Annotated in this window: 13 protein-coding genes and 1 pseudogene; 5 read left to right on the plus strand and 9 right to left on the minus strand. The window is 72.5% G+C overall.

Features of this window, described 5'->3' with window-relative positions:
- Positions 1-17: 17 nt before the first annotated feature.
- Complete coding sequence (locus QRN89_RS33365) at positions 18-1,358, minus strand: helix-turn-helix transcriptional regulator (protein ID WP_290353141.1); 1,341 nt, start codon at positions 1,356-1,358, stop codon at positions 18-20.
- Positions 1,359-1,498: 140 nt separating this feature from the next.
- On the opposite strand from QRN89_RS33365, the gene QRN89_RS33370 reads away from it, so the two are divergent.
- Positions 1,499-2,842: a M64 family metallopeptidase gene (locus QRN89_RS33370; protein ID WP_290353142.1), complete on the plus strand. Its 1,344-nt coding sequence runs from the start codon at positions 1,499-1,501 to the stop codon at positions 2,840-2,842.
- 60 nt (positions 2,843-2,902) lie between these two features.
- Here QRN89_RS33370 and QRN89_RS33375 read toward each other — a convergent pair whose 3' ends face one another.
- Positions 2,903-3,157, minus strand: a complete 255-nt coding sequence (locus QRN89_RS33375; protein WP_290353143.1) for a hypothetical protein — start codon at positions 3,155-3,157, stop codon at positions 2,903-2,905.
- Between the two features lie 632 nt (positions 3,158-3,789).
- On the opposite strand from QRN89_RS33375, the gene QRN89_RS33380 reads away from it, so the two are divergent.
- Positions 3,790-4,725: an RNA polymerase sigma-70 factor gene (locus tag QRN89_RS33380; RefSeq protein WP_290353144.1), complete on the plus strand. Its 936-nt coding sequence runs from the start codon at positions 3,790-3,792 to the stop codon at positions 4,723-4,725.
- Positions 4,726-5,555: 830 nt separating this feature from the next.
- Positions 5,556-6,398, plus strand: coding sequence for an alpha/beta fold hydrolase (locus tag QRN89_RS33390; RefSeq protein WP_290353145.1), 843 nt, complete (start codon positions 5,556-5,558; stop codon positions 6,396-6,398).
- A 135-nt stretch (positions 6,399-6,533) separates the two neighbouring features.
- Here QRN89_RS33390 and QRN89_RS33395 read toward each other — a convergent pair.
- Both QRN89_RS33395 and QRN89_RS33400 read right to left on the minus strand, forming a co-directional pair.
- Positions 6,534-6,848 (minus strand): annotated as a pseudogene (locus QRN89_RS33395) (YceI family protein); the annotation flags it as partial.
- 215 nt (positions 6,849-7,063) lie between these two features.
- Positions 7,064-7,810, minus strand: coding sequence for an SDR family oxidoreductase (locus tag QRN89_RS33400; protein ID WP_290353146.1), 747 nt, complete (start codon positions 7,808-7,810; stop codon positions 7,064-7,066).
- Positions 7,811-8,267: 457 nt separating this feature from the next.
- On the opposite strand from QRN89_RS33400, the gene QRN89_RS33405 reads away from it, so the two are divergent.
- A complete protein-coding gene (locus QRN89_RS33405) occupies positions 8,268-9,005 on the plus strand; it encodes a DinB family protein (protein WP_290353147.1) in 738 nt (245 codons plus the stop codon).
- Positions 9,006-9,106: 101 nt separating this feature from the next.
- Here QRN89_RS33405 and aceE read toward each other — a convergent pair whose 3' ends face one another.
- The 5 genes from aceE to QRN89_RS33430 all read right to left on the minus strand — a co-directional run bounded on the left by aceE (position 9,107) and on the right by QRN89_RS33430 (position 19,873).
- Complete coding sequence (gene aceE, locus QRN89_RS33410; protein WP_290353148.1) at positions 9,107-11,794, minus strand: pyruvate dehydrogenase (acetyl-transferring), homodimeric type; 2,688 nt, start codon at positions 11,792-11,794, stop codon at positions 9,107-9,109.
- 1,296 nt (positions 11,795-13,090) lie between these two features.
- Complete coding sequence (gene atzF / locus QRN89_RS33415; protein ID WP_290353149.1) at positions 13,091-14,815, minus strand: allophanate hydrolase; 1,725 nt, start codon at positions 14,813-14,815, stop codon at positions 13,091-13,093.
- Positions 14,812-18,399, minus strand: coding sequence for an urea carboxylase (gene uca / locus QRN89_RS33420; RefSeq protein WP_290353150.1), 3,588 nt, complete (start codon positions 18,397-18,399; stop codon positions 14,812-14,814). Before uca ends, atzF begins: the two co-directional genes overlap by 4 nt.
- Positions 18,396-19,049: an urea amidolyase associated protein UAAP2 gene (locus QRN89_RS33425; protein ID WP_290353151.1), complete on the minus strand. Its 654-nt coding sequence runs from the start codon at positions 19,047-19,049 to the stop codon at positions 18,396-18,398. The genes uca and QRN89_RS33425 overlap by 4 nt, the downstream gene beginning before the upstream one ends.
- Positions 19,046-19,873 carry an urea amidolyase associated protein UAAP1 gene (locus QRN89_RS33430; protein WP_290353152.1) on the minus strand — a complete coding sequence of 276 codons (828 nt, stop codon included), beginning with the start codon at positions 19,871-19,873 and terminating at the stop codon, positions 19,046-19,048. Before QRN89_RS33430 ends, QRN89_RS33425 begins: the two co-directional genes overlap by 4 nt.
- A gap of 184 nt (positions 19,874-20,057) precedes the next feature.
- Here QRN89_RS33430 and QRN89_RS33435 point away from each other — a divergent pair, with 184 nt between their 5' ends.
- The gene (locus QRN89_RS33435; RefSeq protein WP_290353153.1) at positions 20,058-20,753 is read left to right on the plus strand and encodes a TetR/AcrR family transcriptional regulator; all 696 of its coding nucleotides are present in this window, start codon (positions 20,058-20,060) and stop codon (positions 20,751-20,753) included.
- Positions 20,754-20,772 lie beyond the last annotated feature (19 nt).

The following is a 20,772-nucleotide window of genomic DNA, read 5'->3' on the forward strand; positions in this document are numbered from 1 at the left end:
CGACGGGAGTCGGTCACTCAGCGCTGCAGGAACGACGGTGTCGCCGGGGCCGGGCCCAGGGTCGTCGTGCCCGGGGCCGCACGATGGCCCAGGCCCGTGCGGTACGCGTCCAGCGCGGCCTCGGTGCGGCCCTCGCGCCGCAGGAGGTCGCCCAGCAGGCGGCACAGATCGGCGAGGTCCCCGCTGGCCCCGCTGCGTTCGAGCAGCCCCAGGGCCAGGACGTAGTGCTCCTCGGCGGCATCGGCGTCCCCGCGTTCCTCCGCGATCAGCCCGAGGAGCCGGTGCGATCCGCCCGCGTGCACCGCGCCGTGCCGGTCGCCCAGTTCGAGCAGCGCGGTGAGCAGCTCGGACGCCTCGTCGAGACGGCCGAGGCGCCGCAGCACATCCGCCAGCTCGACCTCCACCTGTGCGGCGAAGAGCACGGCGCGCTTCGCGGTCAGCATGTCCCGCGCGGTGCGCAGTTCCTGCTCCGCGAGGACCAGTTCGCCGTCCTGCGCCTGTACGTAACCGCGCATCCAGTGGCAGTGCGCGAGGTCGGTCCGCAACCGCAGCTGACGGTAGATGGCCTGCGCCTTGGCGAGGGAGGCGTCGGCATCGGCGGTGCGGCCCTCCGCGAGGAAGGTGCGGGCGACCTGCCGGTGCATCCCCGCCACGAGTGCCGGATCGTCGACCTGCGGGGCCAGGGCCAGGGCGAGTTCGGCGGCATGGGCGGCGCGGGCATGGGCCCCCATGTCGATGTACGGGCCGATGATGGCCGCGTAGAGCAGGACCAGGGCCTCGGGATCGGCCAGGCCGCTGCCGTTCAGTTCGTCGATCGTGGCTTCGAGGAGGTAGCAGGCGTAGCGGAGTTCGCCGGCCAGCAGATGGGCGACGGCGCGTCCCCGTATCGCGCGCGCCCGCCGGGGCAGCGGTTCGCCGCCCAGGAGCCGCTCCGCCGCCTCGAAGTGCCTCCTCGCGTTGTCCAGCTGCCCTGTCTCCAGCGCGCATTCGCCGAGTCCGAGCAGCGCTTCGGCCTGCTCGACGGTGAGTTCCAGGTGCTCGGCGTCGGTGAGGAGCCGCCGGTAGCTCACGGCGGCGTCCTCGGCGGAACCCGTGGCGAGCTCGCGCTGGGCGTCGGTGAGGGCGAGCCGGAGTTCGGTGGCGAGGTGGGCGGGGCGGCCCGTGGACAGCTCCTCGAACGACGTGCCGAGCCGCTCGGCGAGGAAGCGCAGCGCCGTCTCGGACGGCCGGACCTTCCCCGCCTCGAGGGTGGAGATGTAGGCCGGGGTGTACGAGGGTTCCGCCAACTGCCGCTGGGTCAGCCCGAGCTGCGCACGTCGTCGCTGCACACGGCGGCCGATCTCGGCCGGTTCGTCCACGGGACCCCCTGGGTTGCTCCAAGTCCCCATTATTCAGGGGCAGTAGACCATTGCGCAGCTTCCTCGCCCACGCCTAGTTTAAGCACTCCGTCAATTGCGCTTGTCCAGTCACTTGATTCGCGTTCCAGGGGGAGGCTTCCATGCGCTCAGCATGGCGCAGGGTCATCGCGACGGCCGGGACCGCCGCCGTTCTCACGGGGGTGCTGACCGCGCCCGCCGCCGCCGATCCGGCGGTGCCCACCGGCCCGGGGGTCGAGGTGGAGGTCCCGGGGCCGGAGGACGGCGACGCCGCCGGGTCGGGCCACGCCAGGGTCCCGCGCGACGGACGGGACCGACCCGCCCCGAGGCTCTCGGCGGCGGAGAAGTCCGCGGACGGTGCCGTCACCAAACTGCTGGACAACGGCACCACCGGCGACCGGCTGGACATCGTCGTCGTCGGTGACGGCTACACGGCCGGCGAACTCGACCGGTTCCACGCCGACGCCAAGGAGATGTGGGCCGAACTGGCCGGCGTCGAGCCGTACACGACGTACCAGGGCCTCTTCAACGTCTGGACGGTCGACGCCGTGTCGAACCAGTCCGGTGTCTCGGGCGACCCCGGACCCGACGTCGTGCGCGACACGGCACTGGGCTCCTACTTCTGGTGCGACGACATCGAACGGCTGCTGTGCGTCGACCAGTCGAAGGTCGACGGGTACGTGGCGAAGGCGCCGGAGGCCGACCTGGTGGTCGTGCTCGCCAACAGCGCCAAGTACGGCGGAGCGGGATACAACGAACCGAGCGGGACCCTGGGCTACGAAGGCATCTCCACCGCGTCGGCCGGCAACGAGAAGTCGGGCCAGGTCGCCATCCATGAGACCGGACACTCCCTGGGCAAGCTGGCCGACGAGTACTTCTACCCCGACTACCCGGGGTTCGAGGAGTACACGGGACCCGAACCCGCCGATTCCAACGTCTCCGTGCTGACCGCCGGGGACATGGCGGCGCAGCGTGCCAAGTGGCACCGCTGGCTGGGAGAGGAGTCCCCCGACGGCGGGGCGGTCGGCACGTACGAGGGCGGGGGCTACTTCGTCAAGGGCCTGTACCGGCCCACCGACGACTCCCTGATGCGCTCCCTGGACAAGCCGTTCAACCTGCCCGGCGTCGAGTCCATGATCGCCGGATTCCACCGCCACGCACGACTCGTCACCGCGGTCACGCCCACCGAGCGCCTGCTCCGGCTGCGGGACACGGCGCGCGTGAGCCTCCCGCGGATCACGGACCCGGACGGACGACGGCTGACGGTCCGCTGGTACCTGGACGGCAGGGAGCTCAAGTCGCTCGCGGGCCGGACCCGGGTGCGGGTGTCGGACCTGGCCCTGTTCCTGCTCGACCTGCGTACGCACAAGCTGTCGGTCACCGTCGAGAACCGTACGCGCGCGGTGCGCGACCCGGAGATCGCCGAGCAGATGACGTCCACGGTCGGCTGGAACGTCCGGCTCTGATCACCCGTGGGGGGGGGTCGGCTCCGCCCGGCCGGGCACCCGGTGTCATTTTCCATCGGGTCATGTGTCGCGCGGCCGCGGCGCCGCTCCGTCACCTCCGGACGTCCTGCCGTGCCGGCCGTCCGCCGCGCCGGCGCAGGACGTCGCGTGGCGGAGCCGGCGCAGTGTGTCGGAGACCGCCTCGATACGCGCGTCCACGGTGTCGAGTGCCTCACGGAGCATGCCCAGCCGGGCCTCGAGCAGTGCGGCCTCCGTCGCCAGAAGCACGACGGACGCTGCGGGATCGGGGGGCTGGTCAGGGTCTCGCGCCATCATGTGCCTTCCTTCGGCTCGAGCCGTCGCACGGGGAACCGGAGCACGCACGAGGCGAAGGCCGTGCCCGCGGGATCGCCCGCCGAGGCCGTGAGCAGGTGACCTCGGCGCGCGGGCGGTCACGGAGTCCCGGCACACGCGCGCCCTGTCCCACGCCGTCTCACGGTGGGGCCTGTACGGACTCGTGCAGGCCCCACTCGCATTGACCGGACAGCGGGGGGAGCTGTGACATCCGAGCCCCGGCGCCCGGGGACCAGGCCGGCGTCGGCTCACACCGGCGAGCGGACCGGCGGGACACCACCCGACGAACACACCGTGGCATGAGGTGGTGCGCCGCCCTGGGTATATGCGCGTTCTGGGTGGTTTGAGGGAGGGGTGGGCCCTCCTGGAATCACTCCGCGCTCGGACAGTGGCAACAAGGTGGCATGTCGAAGTTGTCACAGAACCTGAGCGGTCCCGGTCATACAGACGGGACGCGATCGGAGCGGTCGTGACGTTCGGCGGCCACGGCTCGGCGGGCGCCGGGCCTGGTGCGCGTGACGGACGGAACGCATGCGTACCGGAACCGGCCGAGGAGCGCGCGGCAGCCGCACGATCACGCCACCCACGGCACGAGGAACGGAGACCGCAGGTTCATGCATCGCGAGACGTCCCCCACGGACAGCACCCTGGACCAGGCCGTATCCGTTTTCGTGGAGCTCCGTCCACGGCTCTTCGGCATCGCGTACCGGGTGCTGGGAAGCGTGGCCGAGGCCGAGGACGTGGTGCAGGAAGTGTGGCTGCGCTGGCAGAAGACCGACCGTTCGGTGGTGGTCAGTCCCGTGGCGTTCCTGTCGAGCACCACCACCCGGCTGGCCGTCAACGTGGTCCGGTCCGCCCGTGTGCGGCGCGAAACCTACGTCGGTCCGTGGCTGCCCGAGCCCGTCGACACGAGCAGCGACCCGGCAGTGGGCGCTCAGCGGGCCGAGGCCCTGGAACTGGCTCTGCTCCTCGTGCTGGAGAGGCTGAATCCCACCGAGCGGGCGGCCTACGTCCTGCGGGAGGCGTTCGACTACGCGTACGCCGAGATCGCGGAGATTCTCGAGCTCAGTCTCGTGAACGTCCGGAAGATCGTGAGCCGTGCCCGCAAGCACCTCGCCGCCGAGCAGCGGGAGACCGTGGACGCGGCGGAGCACCGGCGCCTGCTCGACGCGTTCGTCCTGGCGGCGCGAACGGGAAACGTCGCCTCGCTGGAGGCCCTGCTGGCGCCCGACGCCGTCAGCCTGTCCGACGGCAACGGCGTCCGGGGCGTCGCCCGCGTCCCGGTGGAGGGCCGGGCACGCGTGGCGAACCTGGCGACGGCCACTCCGCGGTTCTGGAGCGAGGTGGCCGTCCGGGGAGTGCAGGCCAACGGACGGCCCGGAGCGATGATCTATCGCGGCGGCCGGCCCACGACCCTCCTGGCGGTAGCGGCCTCGCGGGACGGCATCCACACCGTCATGTGGCTCTTCAACCCGAGCAAGATCGCCGCGTACCTCCACTCGCGCCTTCGCTCCGCGCCGCCGCTCGGTGCCCTGCGGGCCGCGTCGTAGCGGCGACGCGGCAGAATCCGCCGTGGCCGCCCAGGCGGGAGGGAAAGGCCCTCACGCGGGCTGCGGACGACTCGTCGCAGTGGCGCCGGCGCCGCCCGTCCGGCATACGGCGGCCGGCCGGCAACGGGCCGGTGGGCGCACGGACATCACCGTGCGCGGTTCCTGCGAGGTGTGAGGGTGGCGTTGGGCAGGGCCGGCGCGGGCAGACGGTCCCCGTCGTACCCCTCGACCCGGCCGCACCTGTCGGACTCGCTCTGCCGTGCCTCCCGTGCCCGGACGATGTCCCCGTGCGACCGGCCGATGAGTTCCCCACATGACGATGTCCTCATGGAACGGCGGCCCGACCGGCAGCACCACCCGGGCCCGGTGGGGTGACGTGCCGGTCAGGGCGAGTTCGTCAGTCCCGGTGCGGCGTAGCCGAGTTCGGCCGGCTCCAGGACAGGACCGGCGTTTCCTGACCTTGTTGTGCACGGGCCGGCGCTCCCGGGAGAAGGCCGCTGACGAAAGTCCTTGCGCCGGCCGTGTCACAACTTCGGCGAGTCCCCTGTCATAAGGGTGAAAGCAGCAGACAGGCGCAAACGCGGACACCCAGGACCGCTTGGTCTGTGAAGCGGCCGTCGTCGACGCGTATGCCGTTGTGGCATTCGCCGTGTACGGCATCGACCGAATGCGGCCGCGGGCAACAGGAAACACCCGGCGCTCTCCCGTTCCGAGTGGTTCCGCCCGAGACGCGTCCCACCCGATGTGATGCGTGCTGCCTGACACCACGCGTCATCGCCGAACCGTCCATCGGTTCCGGCTGAACCGACAATCGCCCGAAAGGCACTGACATGAAACGGCATTCCCTCCGCCGACGTGGCCGTACTCCGTTCACGCTCTTGGCCACGGCCACCGTCGCCGCCGCTCTCCTCGCCACGACGGTCGCCCCGGCGAACGCCGGCGGGGCGTCCTCGTCGCAGAGCCGCAAGCCGACCGTGGTCCTGGTCCACGGCGCCTTCGCCGACGCCACCAGCTGGAACGGCGTTGTGAAGAAGCTGAAGCGGGACGGCTACCCGGTGGTGGCCGCCGCCAACCCGCTGCGCGGGCTGAGCAGCGACGCCGCCTACCTCAAGGAGCTCCTGGCCAGTATCGACGGGCCCGTCGTGCTGGCCGGCCACTCCTACGGCGGAGCGGTGATCACCAATGCCGCCCGCGGTGCCGACAACGTCAAGGCGCTGGTGTACATCGCCGCGTTCATGCCGGACAAGGGGGAGAGCGCGCTGGACCTGGCGGGCAAGTTCCGCGGCAGCACGCTCGGCGACGCCCTGCACCCCGTCCCGATCACCCTGCCGAACGGGTCCCAGGGGCAGGACTTCTACATCGAACAGGGCAGGTTCCACCAGCAGTTCGCCGCGGATGTCCCGAAGGACACCGCCGAGCTCATGGCGGTCACCCAGCGGCCCGTGACCGGCGCGGCCCTGGGGGAGCCCTCCTCCGAGCCCGCGTGGAAGACCATCCCGTCCTGGGCCCTGGTGGCGACCGAGGACCGCAACATCCCCCGCAGGACCCAGGACTTCATGGCCGAGCGCGCCGACTCCCGCACTGTGGAGGTCCGGGCTTCGCACGCCGTCAGCGTGTCCCGCCCCGACGAGGTCTCCCGGATCATTCGGGAGGCGGCGCGGTCCGTACGCTGACCGCGGAACCCGGAGGGCGGGGTGGCACCGTGCCACCCCGCCCTCCCGTCGTTCGCCGGCCGCCGGCCCTGATCCCCCTCGGCGGAGATCGATCAGCACTGGGCACGCAACACGCTCCCGAGGGTCGAGCCCGGTGGAGCGGAACGTCATCAGCGGGTACAGCACGGAGTCCAGGTACTCCGGGCCGGCGACATGGGCGTCACGGTCGCGCTTGCCCGTCTGCACACTGCCGGTCCGGACGCTCACGTGGGCCCGGGACCGCGTGGGGCGGGATCCGTCGAGCTCGAGGAGCCCTTCGAAGTCGGTGAGCCTTCCGCGCACGTTCGAGATCACGGCGTGCCGGACGCGGAAGCCGATCGTGCTGTGGGCGGGGTCGACGGTGTGGATCCCGGTCAGCGTCTCGGAGGGGTCGGTGAGGGGCACCGTGGTCGCCCCGCGGTCGATGAGCATGGCGGGACGCTTCCTTCGTACGGTGAACGGTGAGCTGGACGGATGCCGGAACGGCCGTGGGGAGCCACAGCCCGCTCCGGGGGTGCCGCCTCGCCACGGAGTGGTGCCGGCCCGTCCCGTCGGGCACGGGAGACGCTGTGCGCGTCGCCGGCGGTCCCTCGGACCCGGACGCGACGGTGGCCCTGCCCGCCGGGCAGGGCCACCGTCCCGAGGACCTACTGCTTCCGCGCGAGCCAGTCGGTGAAGCGGGTCGCGCCGATGCGGGCGTCGGAGCCGGGAAGGAGGCTGGCCTCTTCGAGCTCGGCGCCGAAGTACCGGGCGTGGGGGTCGGCCACCACGGTACGGGGGTCGTTGTCGGCGGCGAGGCCCTTGCGGATGAACTCGTCGAACGCGAACTCGTCGGGACCGCAGACCTCGATCACGCCGTCGAGGGGCGTGCCGACGGCCGTGCGGGCCACGGCGGTGGCCACGTCGTCGGAGAACATGGGCTGGATCCTGGCGTCGGGCACCCGCACGACGTCGCCCTCGGTCGCCGCGTCCGCGATGCCCTTCACGAACTCGAAGAACTGCGTGGCGTGGACGATGGAGTACGGGATGCCCGACGTCTTGATCAGCCCCTCCTGCGCCAGCTTGGCGCGGAAGTAGCCGTTCTCCTCGAGCCGTTCGGTGCCGACGACGGAGAGCGCGACGTGGTGGGTCACACCGGCCTCTGCCTCCGCCTTCAGGAGGTTCGTCGTCGAGGTGCGGAAGAAGTCCATGACGGCCTTCTCCTCGAACGAGGGGGAGTTCGAGACGTCGACCACGACCGAGGCGCCCTCCAGGACCTCGGCCAGGCCCTCGCCGGTGAGGGTGTTGACGCCGGTGTTGGGTGCGGCCGGTACGGCTTCGTGGCCGTGCTCCGTGAGCTTGCCGACCACCTTCGAGCCGATGAGTCCGGTTCCGCCGATCACGACGACCTTCATGAGTGGGATCCTCTCGGGGGTTCTCCGGTGCGCGGCGGGCAAGCTGAGCGAGGTGCACGCCCGCACCGGTCGATGGGCCTTTTCACGGATGACCGGGTGGTGGCCGTGTTTGTGACGCGGGCGGTGCCTGGGCAGCGACGGGCGCGGCGGCACGGACCGGGATCGGGACCGGGCGTCCGGTCGGATGAGGAGTCTCTGCATCCCCCGCCGCCGGGCATTCGCGAGGTCAGCCGGGTGTCCGGGCCGCAGGATGCAGTACCTCTTCGGTCACCACCAGGACAGCGCAGCGTGTGGTCGTGTGACGGGCTTCCATCTGCGCCCGCCGTGTGCGCCCTCCCGGGCGCATCGCCGCTTCCGCGCTCCGTGCACAGGAATTGGGTCGCGCCCCGAGGGGTGCGCCGTTAGCTTCGGCCTGAGCGGCACGTATGACGAGACGACATCGCAAGGGGAGCCGGGCATGGGGACCGAGAGCGCACGGACCGACCGTTTGGGGTTGCTGCTCGAACAGTTCGACCAGGCAAGGGAGATGGCCCAGGTACGGCTGACGGGGCTGAGTGACGAGGAGTACCTGTGGGAGCCGGTGCCGCACTGCTGGTCGATCCGGCGGCGGGGCGATGCGGTGACGCCCAGGGCGTACGGTCCGGGCGAGTGGGTGCTCGACAAGGGCGCACCGGACATCCCGGCGAACGAGTACGCCGAGGTCGCCCGGCAGGCCGCCGGCGGGATGACGATCGCCAAGATCGCCGATGACTGGAGCGTGAGCGTCGAGAGGGTCGAGCAGGTCCTCGCCCACACCGGTGAGCCCGAGCCCGACGACACGCCGATCACGACCATCGCGTGGCGGCTGGGACACGTGCACTCCTGCTTCGCGGGCCAGTGGGAGTGGACCTTCGGCGAACGGCGGCAGGAGCCCGGACTGCTGGTCGACTTCACCCCGTCCGCCGCCCTGGCCCTTGAGAGGCTCTGGGCGACGATCGACCGCTGGCGCGACAGCGTCGGGTCCGTCACGGACGAGCAGCTCGACACGGTCGGCTTCTCGCAGTACCCGTACGGCTCCGACCCCGACGACCCGTTCATCAGCGTGGTCGCCGGCGCCAATCTCGAATTCATCCACCACATGGCCGAGATCGCGTTGCTCCGCGATCTGTGGCGGGCCCGCTTCGCCGCTGCCGGACCGGCCACCCGCGGGCACTGACGTGCATCGGCCTCGGCTCCGCGTACGCTTCTGCAGGGCGCCGCTGCACCCCTGTACTGTCCCCGCCCGCGGATTCGGTGCCGGCCCGCGGTGGTCCGGGGCTACTCGGAGCGGCCCTGGTGGTCGCGGGCCCGGGCGACGACCTCCGGGTCGACCGCTCCGGTCCGGGCCAACTGGTCCAGGGCCGCGACGACGATCGACTCGGCGTCCACGCGGAAGTGGCGCCGCACCGCCTCGCGGGTGTCCGACAGGCCGAAACCATCCGTCCCCAGGGACGAGTAGTCCTGCTCGACCCACTGGCTGATCTGGTCGGGCACCTGGCGCATCCAGTCGCTGACGGCCAGGACCGGACCCGGTGCGTCCGACAGCGCGCGGGCCACGTACGGGACGCGCGGCTCGCCGCGCAGCCTCGCCTCGTCCGCGCCGAGCGCGTCACGGCGCAGTTCGGTCCAGGAGGTCACCGACCAGACGTCGGCCTGGACGCCCCAGCGCGTCTGGAGGAGGTCCTGGGCCTCCAGGGCCCAGTGGATGGCGGTGCCGGATGCCAGCAGCTGGATCCGCGGACCGGTGCCGCCGGGCTTCGCCTGCCGGTACGGGTACATCCCGCGCAGGATTCCCTCCTCGACCGAGGGCCCGGAGGGCATGGGCGGCTGCTGCTTCGACTCGTTGTACACGGTCAGGTAGTAGAAGACGTCCTCGGGCTGCTCGCCGTACATCCGCCGCAGCCCTTCCCTGACGATCACCGCGATCTCGTACGCGAAGGCGGGGTCGTAGCTCAGCACTGCCGGATTGGTCGACGCCAGCAGATGGGAATGGCCGTCGGCGTGCTGAAGGCCCTCTCCGGTCATGGTCGTGCGCCCGGCCGTCGCCCCGACGACGAACCCGCGCCCCAACTGGTCGGCGAGCGCCCAGAACTGGTCACCGGTGCGCTGGAACCCGAACATGGCGTAGAAGATGTAGAAGGGGATCATGGGCTCGCCGTGCGTGGCGTACGAGGTCGCCGCGGCGGTGAACTCTGCCACGGAGCCGGCCTCGGTGATGCCCTCGTCGATCAACTGGCCGTTCTTGGACTCCCGGTAGTGGAGCAGCTGGTCCGCGTCGACCGGTTCGTAGTTCTGGCCGTCGGGCGAGTAGATGCCGGCCGTCGGGAAGAGCGACTCCATGCCGAAAGTACGGGCTTCGTCCGGGATGATCGGCACCCAGCGCCGGCCCGTCTCCTCGGCGCGCATCAGGTCCTTCACGAGACGGACGAGCGCCATCGTGGTGGCCACCTCCTGCTTGCCGAAGCCCTTCTGCAGGGCTTCGAAGGGGCGCGACGGCGGCTGGGGAAGGGGCTTGGCGACCACCTTCCGGACCGGGGCGGGGCCGCCCAGAGCGGCACGCCGCTCACGCAGGTACCGCACCTCGGGCGAGTCCTCCCCGGGATGCCAGTACGGCACCACGTCCCCGCTCAGCGCGCTGTCCGGGATGGGCAGCTCCAGCACGTCGCGCAGGTGGCGGAACTGCGGCATGGTCAGCTTCTTCATCTGGTGGTTGGCGTTGCGCGACTCGAACTCCGGCCCCAGCGTGTGTCCCTTCACGGTCTGGGCGAGGATGACGGTCGGCGCGCCGCGGTGCTCCGTCGCGGCCCGGTACGCGGCGTAGACCTTGAGCGGCTCGTGCCCGCCGCGCGAGTTCCCGAACAGTTCGGTGAGCTGGGTGTCGCTCAGCCCTGCGGCGATGCCGGAGAGGGCGTCACCGGTGAAGAAGTGCTTGCGCAGGTAGGCGGCGTCCCGGGCGGCGTACGTCTGCATCTGGGCGTCGGGCACCTCACCGAGGCGGCGGACGAGGGCGCCGTCGGTGTCCTGCCGGAGGACGGGGTCCCAGGCCTCGCCCCAGAGCGACTTCACCACGTGCCAGCCCGCTCCGCGGAACCGGGCCTCGAGTTCCTGCACGATCTTGGAGTTGGACCGTACGGGACCGTCCAGGCGCTGCAGATTGCAGTTGACGACGAAGGTGAGGTTGTCGAGACCTTCCCGGGCGGCGAGCGTCAGTGCGGCCGTCGCCTCGGGCTCGTCCGTCTCCCCGTCGCCGAGGAAGGCCCACACGTGCGATCCGGAGGTGTCCTTGATACCGCGGTCGTGCAGGTAGCGGTTGAACCGGGCCTGGTAGACGGCGGCGAGGGGGCCGAGGCCCATGGAGACGGTGGGGAACTCCCACAGCCACGGCAGACGCCTGGGGTGGGGGTACGACGGCAGCCCGTTGCCGTCCGCCTCCCGCCGGAACCCGTCGAGCTGGTCCTCCTTCAGACGGCCCTCGAGGAAGACACGGGCGTAGATTCCCGGCGACGCGTGTCCCTGCAGGAACAGCTGGTCGCCCGAACCGTCCTGGTCCTTGCCCCTGAAGAAGTGGTTGAACCCGATCTCGTAGAGCCACGCCGCCGAGGCGTAGGTGGAGATGTGGCCGCCGAGGCCCAGGTGGGAGCCGCGGGTCACCATGGCCGCCGCGTTCCACCTGTTGACGGCGGTGATCCGGGACTCCATCGCGATGTCGCCCGGAAACGCGGGCTGGGCCGAGGCCGGAATCGTGTTGATGTAGTCGGTGGAGAGAAGCCGGGGCAGGACTATCCCGGAGCGGGTCGCGTGCTCGTGGACTCGTCGCAACAGGTACGCCGCCCGGTCCGGCCCCGCGTGCCGTATGACGGCGTCCAGCGACGCCTGCCACTCCGCGGTCTCTTCGGCGTCACGGTCGGGAAGTTGGTCGAGCTCACTGGTCACGGAGGACGGCGTGGGACGGGCCGAGTCAGTCATGGCAGCCTTCCAGTCGAGGCGTGGGGGCGGGGGACGGCGACGGCGCACCCGGAGGTCCTCCGGCGCGGGTCGACAGTGGGTGTGCGTGGGCTTCCGCGGCTCACACGGTGGGGTCACCACCGGCCGTGCCACGGGGCGGATCTCCCGGGCCCGGCGGGACCGGTGTCCGTGACGTCGTGGGCGCCCCCGCCGGGGCGTACGGGCACGACGCGTGCTCCCGGAGCGGCGTGCCGGCGGTCCCGGCACCGGTCAGCCCGGTGGTGTCTGCGACGACGACTCTCATCTCGGCCCTTCCCTTTCCCTTCCGGGGGCAGCACCCCTTCGGTGTCTGAGTGAGGGCTGAACCAGCCGCTCACTACTGACGACAGGGCTCGTGCCGGTGTTGTGACACCGTTCGCGAGTCAGCTGCGTCACAGGACCACGCTGTGGCCGGTGGTCGCTGCGGAGGCCCGTCCGGAGGGCTCGCCCCGGTGCCGAGGGAGAAAGGAGAGAGCAGCGGAACACGACGCGCAGCGCAGACAGCGCGTGGTGTTCCGCGAGCACGCGGGCGTTGTGTTCCGGAACACGACGCGCAGGGTTCCGGAACACAACGCAACAGTTCCCGAGCGCAAACGGAAGGACCCGCCACGGGAGAACGACGGGAGGGGTGGAGCGCCCACGGGCTCCGAGCACAGCGGCTCCCGTCCGTGGGGGAGCGGAAGGCGACCGCCCGGCGTGACGACGGAGGGGGTCCGCCCGCTCACGGCATGCGGAAGGGCGCCTGACGGGGCGATCCGCCCCGTCAGGCGCCCTGCTCCGCGCCTCTGGAAGAAGCCGAGCTTCTGCGGCGAGTACGACACCAGCAGGTTCTTCGTCTGCCGGCCGTACACGCCTCGTGTGGCCGCTGACCAGCGGAAACGGTCACGATGTGGCCGAGCTGCAGGTGGCTGGGCCGCGTATGGCCCGGATCTCGGTTGGCACGGAGGGGACCTCTGACTGATGGCCCGTGGCGGCGGCGAGTTGGCACACAAGCGAGGGGCAGCCGCCCGCTGCCTGCGCACCGAGGCCGCCGCCTCGCCCGTCGCGGCTGGTTGCTTGGAGCGCGCCCAGGGTCTGTTCCGTGCGAGCTACGCCGCGGCATGGCCGCCTGCCGTCCCCACGGGCATGAGTGCTTCGCGGTGGTCTGTGGTCGTCGGGAGACGCCTTGCGGCGGACGGGCGGGGGTGGCGGCGGACTGTCCATGGTCGGTGGGGTCGCCGGTTCGGCCAACCAGCGATCCGACGCCATGTTCCCCTGCGCAGGATTCGGGGTGTCCGATCATGCAAGGTGTTTCGTCGCTCTGGCCGACCAGTCCGCGCGGCAATCTGTCGGGTGGTCGTGCCCGCCTACGCCGAGGAGCTGGGCGGCGAGCGCCGCGCGCCAGCCGCCGTGCGCGGTGATCTCACGGGCGCCGTCGAGGGCCTCGGGCTCGCAGAGGAAGCCGGGTACGGAGGTGCCGTCCGCGAGTTCCACGCAGCCGAGGGCCATCGGGCGGGGGAGGGCGGCGACCAGCGCGCCCAGCCCCTCGGCGGGGAGCCGCCACACCTCGGCCTCGATCGCCGCGCCGCCTTCGCGGACCCGGACCAGACCGGGCTTCGGGGGCGTCGTGTCCAGCACGTACAGCTGGTACGCGGGCGCCGTCGCCGTCGTGCGGACGAACCGGCCGCCGAGGGCGAGCAGCTGTCCGTTGAGGGGCTGCCCGGAGAGGTGCGCTCCCACCACCGCCAGGTGCAGGGGCGGAGCCGTGAGCAGCCCGGTGATCCGGGCGAGGCGTTCGTCGGTGTGGGCCGGCCCGACCAGCATGACGCCGAACGGCCGACCCGTCACCTCGCCCGCCGGGACGGCGGCCGCCGCGAGGCCGAACAGGTTCGTGGAGTTGGTGAAGCGTCCCAGCCGGGCGTTCGCGCCCAGAGGGTCGGCCGCGACCTCCGCGACGGTCGGGTGCCCGGGTGTGGTCGGCAGGAGCAGCGCGTCCGCTTCGCCGAGGGAGGCCAGCGCGCGGGCCCGGAGGGCGGCGAGCCTCTCCCGGTCCGCGTACAGGCGATGGGCCGGGACGTCGCGTGCCCCGGAGACGATCCCGGCCACCGTCGGATCGAGGCCCGGGTCGCCCGCGTGTTCGTCGACGAAGGCGCCGACGGCCGAGTAGCGCTCGGCGACGAACGCCCCGTCGTACAGCATGGCCGCCGCTTCGGTGAAGGGCTCCAGGTCCACGGACAGGAGCTCCGCGCCCGCGTCTGCCAGCCGGGCGGCGGCCGCCTCGAACGCCTCCGCCCAGCCCCCGTCCATCTCGCCGAGCTGCGGGGCGTCGGGGACCGCGATCCGCCACGGCCCCGGGCGCCGCGGCGGCGCGGCGGCGGGTTCCACCGGCGCCGCCATGAAGGACAGGGCGCTCTCGGCCTCGGGGAGGGTACGGGCGAAGACCGTGACGCAGTCGAGCGACGCGCAGGCGGGGACGACGCCGTCGGTGGGGACGAGGCCGTGGGTCGGCTTGAGGCCGACGACGCCGTTGAAGGCGGCCGGGACCCGGCCGGAACCCGCCGTGTCCGTGCCGAGGGCGAGGTCCACGAGGCCGAGGGCGACCGCGACCGCCGAACCGGAGGAGGACCCGCCCGACACGTACGCCGGGTCGACGGCGTTGCGGACCGCTCCGTACGGGCTGCGCGTGCCGACCAGACCCGTCGCGAACTGGTCCAGGTTGGTGCTGCCGAGGACCACGGAGCCGGCCGCCCGCAGGCGTGCCACCGCCGGCGCGTCGGCCTCGGGCCGGTACGCGTACGAGGGGCAGCCCGCGGTGGTCGGGAGTCCCGCGACGTCGATGTTGCCCTTCACGGCGAGGACCGTTCCGGCCAGGGGCAGACGCTCCCCGGCGGCGGTCCGCGCGTCGATCGAGGCGGCCTCCGCCTCCGCGTCCTCCTGGGGACGGAGGTCGATCCACACCTCGGGCCGGTCCGCTCGGGCGATGCGGGCGTACGCGGCCCGCACGCGTTCCAGCGCGCCGCTCATGCGGTCACCTCCACCGTCACAACGGGGGCCAGGACGACGAGGGCGGTACCGGCCTCGACCTGGCTTCCCGGCCTGATCAGGATCTCCGCGACGACGCCTTCGGCGGGGGCCGTCACGGGGGACTCCATCTTCATCGCCTCCAGGGCGACGAGCTGCTGACCCGCCGACACCCGGTCTCCGACCTCGACGTTGACCTGCCAGACGCAGGCGGTGAAGTCGGCCTCGACCAGCCGGCCGCCCTCGGGCACCTCGACCTCCCCTGTCGACGGGACGGTCTCGGCCGCCGCCTCGGCTCGGGCGAACTCGCCGGCCGTCTCCCAGGCGTCGCGCTCGGCCTGGAAGGCCGCGCTCTGCCGGGCCCGGAAGGCGGCGATCGGCACGGCGTTCGCGTCGAGGAAGTCCCGGTACGCGGAGAGCGAGAAGGTGCCCTCCTCGGTCCTCGGGACGAACCGGCCGGAGACGATGTCTGCGCGCAGCTCCAGGAGTTCGTCGGCGCCGACCGGGTACCACTTGATGCGGTCGAAGAAGCGCATCAGCCAGGGCCTGCCCGCCTCGAAGGCGCCGCGCTGGCGCCAGGGCGACCACACCTGGGTCGTACGGCCGACGAACTGGTAGCCGCCAGGACCCTCCATGCCGTAGATGCACAGGTACGCGCCGCCGATGCCGACCGAGTTCGCCGCCGTCCAGGTGCGGGCCGGGTTGTACTTGGTCGTCACCAGCCGGTGCCGGGGGTCCAGCGGGGTCGCGACGGGCGCGCCGAGGTAGACGTCCCCCAGGCCGAGGACCAGGTACTCGGCGTCGAAAACGGTCCGGAAGACGTCGTCGACCGTGTCCAGGCCGTTGACGCGGCGGATGAACTCGATGTTCGACGGGCACCAGGGGGCGTCGTCGCGCACGCCCGCGACGTACCGGTCGATGGCCTCGCGGGTCGCCGGGTCGTCCCAGGACAGCGGCAGGTGCACGATCCGGCTGGGCACCACCAGGTCGTCGGTGGCGGGCAGTTCCTCCTCCACGCGCAGCACGACGTCGAGCAGGTCGCGCTGCGGCAGCACGTCCGGGTCGGTCTGGATCTGGAGCGAGCGGATGCCCGGGGTGAGGTCGAGGACGCCGGGGAGCCGGCGTGCGGCCAGCGCCTCCGCGAGCGCGTGGACGCGCATCCGCAGCGCCAGGTCGAGCTGCATCGGCCCGTACTCGACCAGGAGGTTGTCGTCGCCGCTGCGCCGGTACGTGACCGTCGGCCGGGCCCCGGTCTCCTCCAGGCGTGCGAGGACGCCTCCGTCGACGTTCGGCGGGCGGTCGGCACGGGGCGCGACCGCCGGGGTGCGGCGCAGTACGGCGGCCGTCTCCGGGGTCACCGGCACGAAGTGGACCGTGTCGCCGGGGCGGAGCTGGCCGAGCTTCCAACGCTGCCCGGTGACCACCGTCGCCGGGCAGACGAACCCGCCGAGGGAGGGGCCGTCAGGGCCGAGGAGGACCGGCATGTCGCCGGTGTAGTCGACTGCGCCGACGGAGTACGGGGTGTCGTGGATGTTGGAGGGGTGCAGGCCCGCCTCGCCGCCGTCCGCGCGGGCCCAGCGCGGCTTGGGGCCGACGAGGCGGACGCCGGTGCGGGCCGAGTTGAAGTGGACCTTCCAGTCCGCCGCGTAGAAGTCGCGTACGTCGTCCTCGGTGAAGAACTCGGGGGCGGCGTGCGGTCCCTCGACCGCGCCGATGTGCCAGTCCGCACCGAAGGCCGGCCGGTCGTCGAGGGGGACGACGGAGGTGTCCGTACGGGCTTCGCCGCCGTGCAGGACGTCGCCGGGGCGCAGGGCGCGGCCGCCGTGCCCGCCGAACCGGCCGAGGGTGAAGGTGGCGGCGCTGCCCAGGAACTCCGGCACGTCCAGACCGCCCGCGAACAGGACGTAGGTGCGCAGGCCGTGTCCGGTGGGCGCGTCGACGGCGAGGGTCTGCCCGGCGGCGACGGTGACCGGCTCCCACTGCGGCACGGCGGCGCCGTCGACCGTCACCCGGGCCGGGGCGCCGGTGACGCAGACGGTGGTGGGGTGGGTGAACCGCAGGGAGGGGCCCTGGAGGGTGCACTCCAGACCGGGGGCGCCCTCGTCGTTGCCGAGGGCGGTGTTGCCGAGCCGGAAGGACAGGTCGTCCATCGGCCCGCCCGGAGGGACGCCGACCTGCCAGTAGCCGGTGCGGCCCGGCCAGTCCTGGACGGTCGTCAGGGTGCCGGCCGCGACGACCTCGACGCGCGGGGTCGGGTCGGTGACCGTGGCCAGCGTGGCGGTGGAGTGCGTCGCCGTGCGGACGCCGGAGTCCCGGAGGGCCGCGCGCACCAGACCCAGATTGGTCTCGATGCCGTCGACGCGGGTCGAGGCGAGCGCCGCGTCGAGCCGGTCGAGGGCCTCGGCCCGGTCGGAGCCGTGCGCGATCACCTTGGCGAGCATGGGGTCGTAGGAGGTGGTGACCTCGGTGCCGGTCTCCACCCAGGCGTCCACGCGGACGTCCTCCGGGAAGGCGACGCGGGTCAGCAGGCCGGCGCTGGGGCGGTGGTCGCGCGAGGGGTCCTCCGCGTACAGCCGGGCCTCGACGGCGTGTCCCCGGGGCGGCGGGGGCTCGGTGACGACGGCGGTGTCGCCCTGCGCGAGGCGCAGCATCCAGGCGACGAGGTCGACGCCGTAGATCGCCTCGGTGACCGGGTGCTCGACCTGGAGGCGGGTGTTGGCCTCCAGGAAGTACGCCTCCTCGTGGGCGGCGTCGTACACGAACTCGACCGTGCCGGCGGAGCGGTAGTCCACCGACGCGCACAGGTTCCGGGCTGCCTCGGCGAGCCGGTGCCGGACGTGGTCCGGGAGGCCGGGGGCGGGGGCCTCCTCCAGGACCTTCTGGTTGCGGCGCTGGAGCGAGCAGTCGCGGTCGCCGAAGGCGACGACCTTGCCCATCCCGTCGCCGAAGACCTGCACCTCGACGTGGCGGGCCCGCTCCACGAGGCGCTCCAGGAAGACCCCGGCGGAGGAGAAGGAGGCGGCGGCGACCCGCTGCACCCGGTCCCAGGCGTCGGCGAGGCCGGCGGGTCCGTGGCACGCCTGCATGCCGATGCCGCCGCCGCCACCGGTCGCCTTGAGCATCACCGGATAGCCGATCTCGTCGGCGGCGGCGAGCGCCGCGGTCACGTCGGGGAGGAGTCCGGTGCCGGGGGCGAGCGGGACGCCCGCGGCCTCGGCGGCGGCCCTGGCGGTGTGCTTGGCGCCGAAGAGCTCCAGCTGTTCGGGGGTGGGGCCGACGAAGACGATGCCGGCGTCGGCGCAGCGGCGCGCGAAGGCGGCGTCCTCGGACAGGAAGCCGTAGCCGGGGTGGATCGCGCCGGCGCCGGTGTCCTTGGCTGCCTTCAGCACCTGATCGGCGTCGAGGTACGACTCCTTGGCCGGGGCGGGGCCGAGCCGGACGGCCTCGTCGGCCAGGCGGACGTGCTCGGTGCCCCGGTCGGGGTCGGAGTACACCGCGACGGTCCGCAGCCCGAGCGTCCGGGCGGTGCGGATGATCCGGGCGGCGATCTCGCCGCGGTTGGAGACCAGCAGGGTGTCGAAGGTCATCGGGTGCCGTCCTCGTCGCTCGCGCCGGGCTCGGTGATCGTCATGCGCACGGCCGTCGGGTCGAATCCGTTGCAGGGGTTGTTGATCTGGGGGCAGTTGGAGAGCAGGGCGAGGACGTCGGTCTCGGCGCGGAGTACGACCTTCAGGCCGGGGGCCGAGATCCCGTCGACGATGCCGAGGGTGCCGTCCTTCTCGACCGGCACGTTCATGAACCAGTTGATGTTGGAGACGAGGTCGCGCTTGCCGAGCCCGTGTCGGGCGCCCTCGGCGAGGAAGTTCTCCACGCAGGCGTGTTGCGACCAGGTGTGGTGGCCGTACCGGAGGGTGTTGGACTCCTTGGAGCAGGCTCCGCCGAGGGTGTCGTGCCGTCCGCAGGTGTCCTCGACGACGGTCATCAGCGGGGTGTGATCGTTGGAGAGCAGGACCGACCCGGTGGTCAGGAAGACGTTGCCCTGGGCCTGGATCGTGTCGGGGGCGCTGTAGCGGAGGGTGGTGTCGTGCGCGTCGTAGAGCAGGAAGTCGGCGGCCTGGTTGCCGTACAGGTCGGTGAGGGTCAGCAGCTGCCCCTTGCGGACGACGGCGGACCAGGCGGCGCGGGCGGGGACGGTGTCGTCGGAGACGACGCGGCCGGGCAGGGAGGTGGCGGTCATGCGAGCCCCCGGGCGGTGAGGTGGTCGACGGTGTTGAGGAAGGCCCGGCGCCCTTCGGGGGTGGCGTCCCACAGGGCGTCGCCCGGGGCGGTCGGGCGGGACCGGTACGCCACGACCTGGAGGTGCCCGCAGGTGTACTCGGGGCGAGGGTCCAACGGGTGCGGCACGTTGGCGAGGAGGACGGTGAGGTCCTGTTCGGCGCGGAGCGTGACGGACGCGCCGGGGCCGGCCGATCCGGTGAACGCGGTGGTGCCGTCCTCGGCGATCCGTACCCCCTGGAAGAAGGAGACGGACGGCGGGAGGTCGCGCGGAGCGAGGCCGTTCTTGAGCGCGGCGAGCGTGAACAGCTCGCGCCCCGCCGGCGAGGCGGACTGCGGGGTGCCGTCGCCGTACCGGGCGGTGTTGCGTGCGAGGCTGGAGGTGCCGGTGAGGGCGTCGTGCCGGCCGGAGGTGTCCGCGACGACGGAGGCGAGCACTCGGCCCTGGTCGGAGAGGAGCAGGTGCCCCTCGCCGAGGTAGGCGTTCCAGAGCACCTTGACGGTGTCGGCCGTGTTCAGCCGCTCCCACGGGCGGTCGGCGCTGTGGAGGAGGAGGTGCGCGCAGGCGTCGCCGGTGAGGTCGGTCAGCCGCAGCTCGGTGCCCCGGGCGAGGACCTTGTGGGTGTAGTTGCCGCCCGCCACGGTCTCGGCCCAGACGACGTCGTCCGCTCCGACGCCCGGCGGAGGTTCCGGCCAGTCGCTCGCCGGGAGGACCGGCATGGCTTCGGCCGTCGTGCCCTCCTGGGCGCGGGCGTGTTCGCGCGCGCCGTACGTCGACGCGGTCATGGGCGATGGAGCTGAGGGTGTCCCCATGGCTCGGCCTCCGGTCCGGGATCAATTTCTGTCGCTTGACAGAAATTAGGCAGCGGGCGCTTCGCAGTCATTGCCCTTGCGTTTCCGCTCGGTTACCTGGAACTCACCCCCACGGCTCGGCCCGGATGAGGCGCCGCCCGTGTGCGAGGATCGCGGGGTGAGCACGCCGAAGCCGCCCGCCAGCAGGAGAGTCGGCCGCCCACGGGCCCAGGAGCGCCCGGCAGGCGGCTCGGAGCCGCGCGACGAAGTCCTCGCCGCGGCGGCCGAGTTGTTCACCACCCGCGGCTACACCGCGACCTCCACCCGGTCCATCGCCGAACGCGCGGGGCTGCGACAGGCGTCCCTGTACCACTACTTCGACGGCAAGGAGGCGATCCTCGCGGAGCTGCTGGAAGGGACCGTCCGCCCCTCCCTGGAGGTGGCGGCCGGGCTCGTGTCGCGCACGGAGGCGTCTCCGGAGGCACGCCTGTGGGCACTGTGCCAGTCCGACGCCACCCTGCTGTGCGAAGGGCCGCACAACCTCGGCGCCCTCTACCTGCTGCCCGAAGTCGGGACGGAGCGCTTCGCCGCCTTCCACCGGCTCCGGAGCGAACTCAAGTCCTGCTACACGGGGTTGCTCGCCACCACCGCGCCCGGTACGGACCTCGCCCCCGAGGAGCTGGCGCTCCGTGCGGACCTCCTCTTCGGGCTCACCGAGAGCGTGATCCTCATCCGGCGCGCCGACCCCGACCGCGACCCCGGGGCCCTCGCCCGGGCGACGGCCGACGCCGCGCTGCGGGTCGCCGGCGTGGCGCCGCGCTCCCTGGCGCGGCTGCGCCGCGAGGGGCAGGGGCTCCTCGCGGCGCGGTCCTGATCCGCGGATGCCCCGCGCG

Source organism: Streptomyces sp. HUAS CB01, from assembly GCF_030406905.1.
In the GTDB taxonomy this organism is placed as follows: Bacteria; Actinomycetota; Actinomycetes; order Streptomycetales; family Streptomycetaceae; genus Streptomyces; species Streptomyces chengbuensis.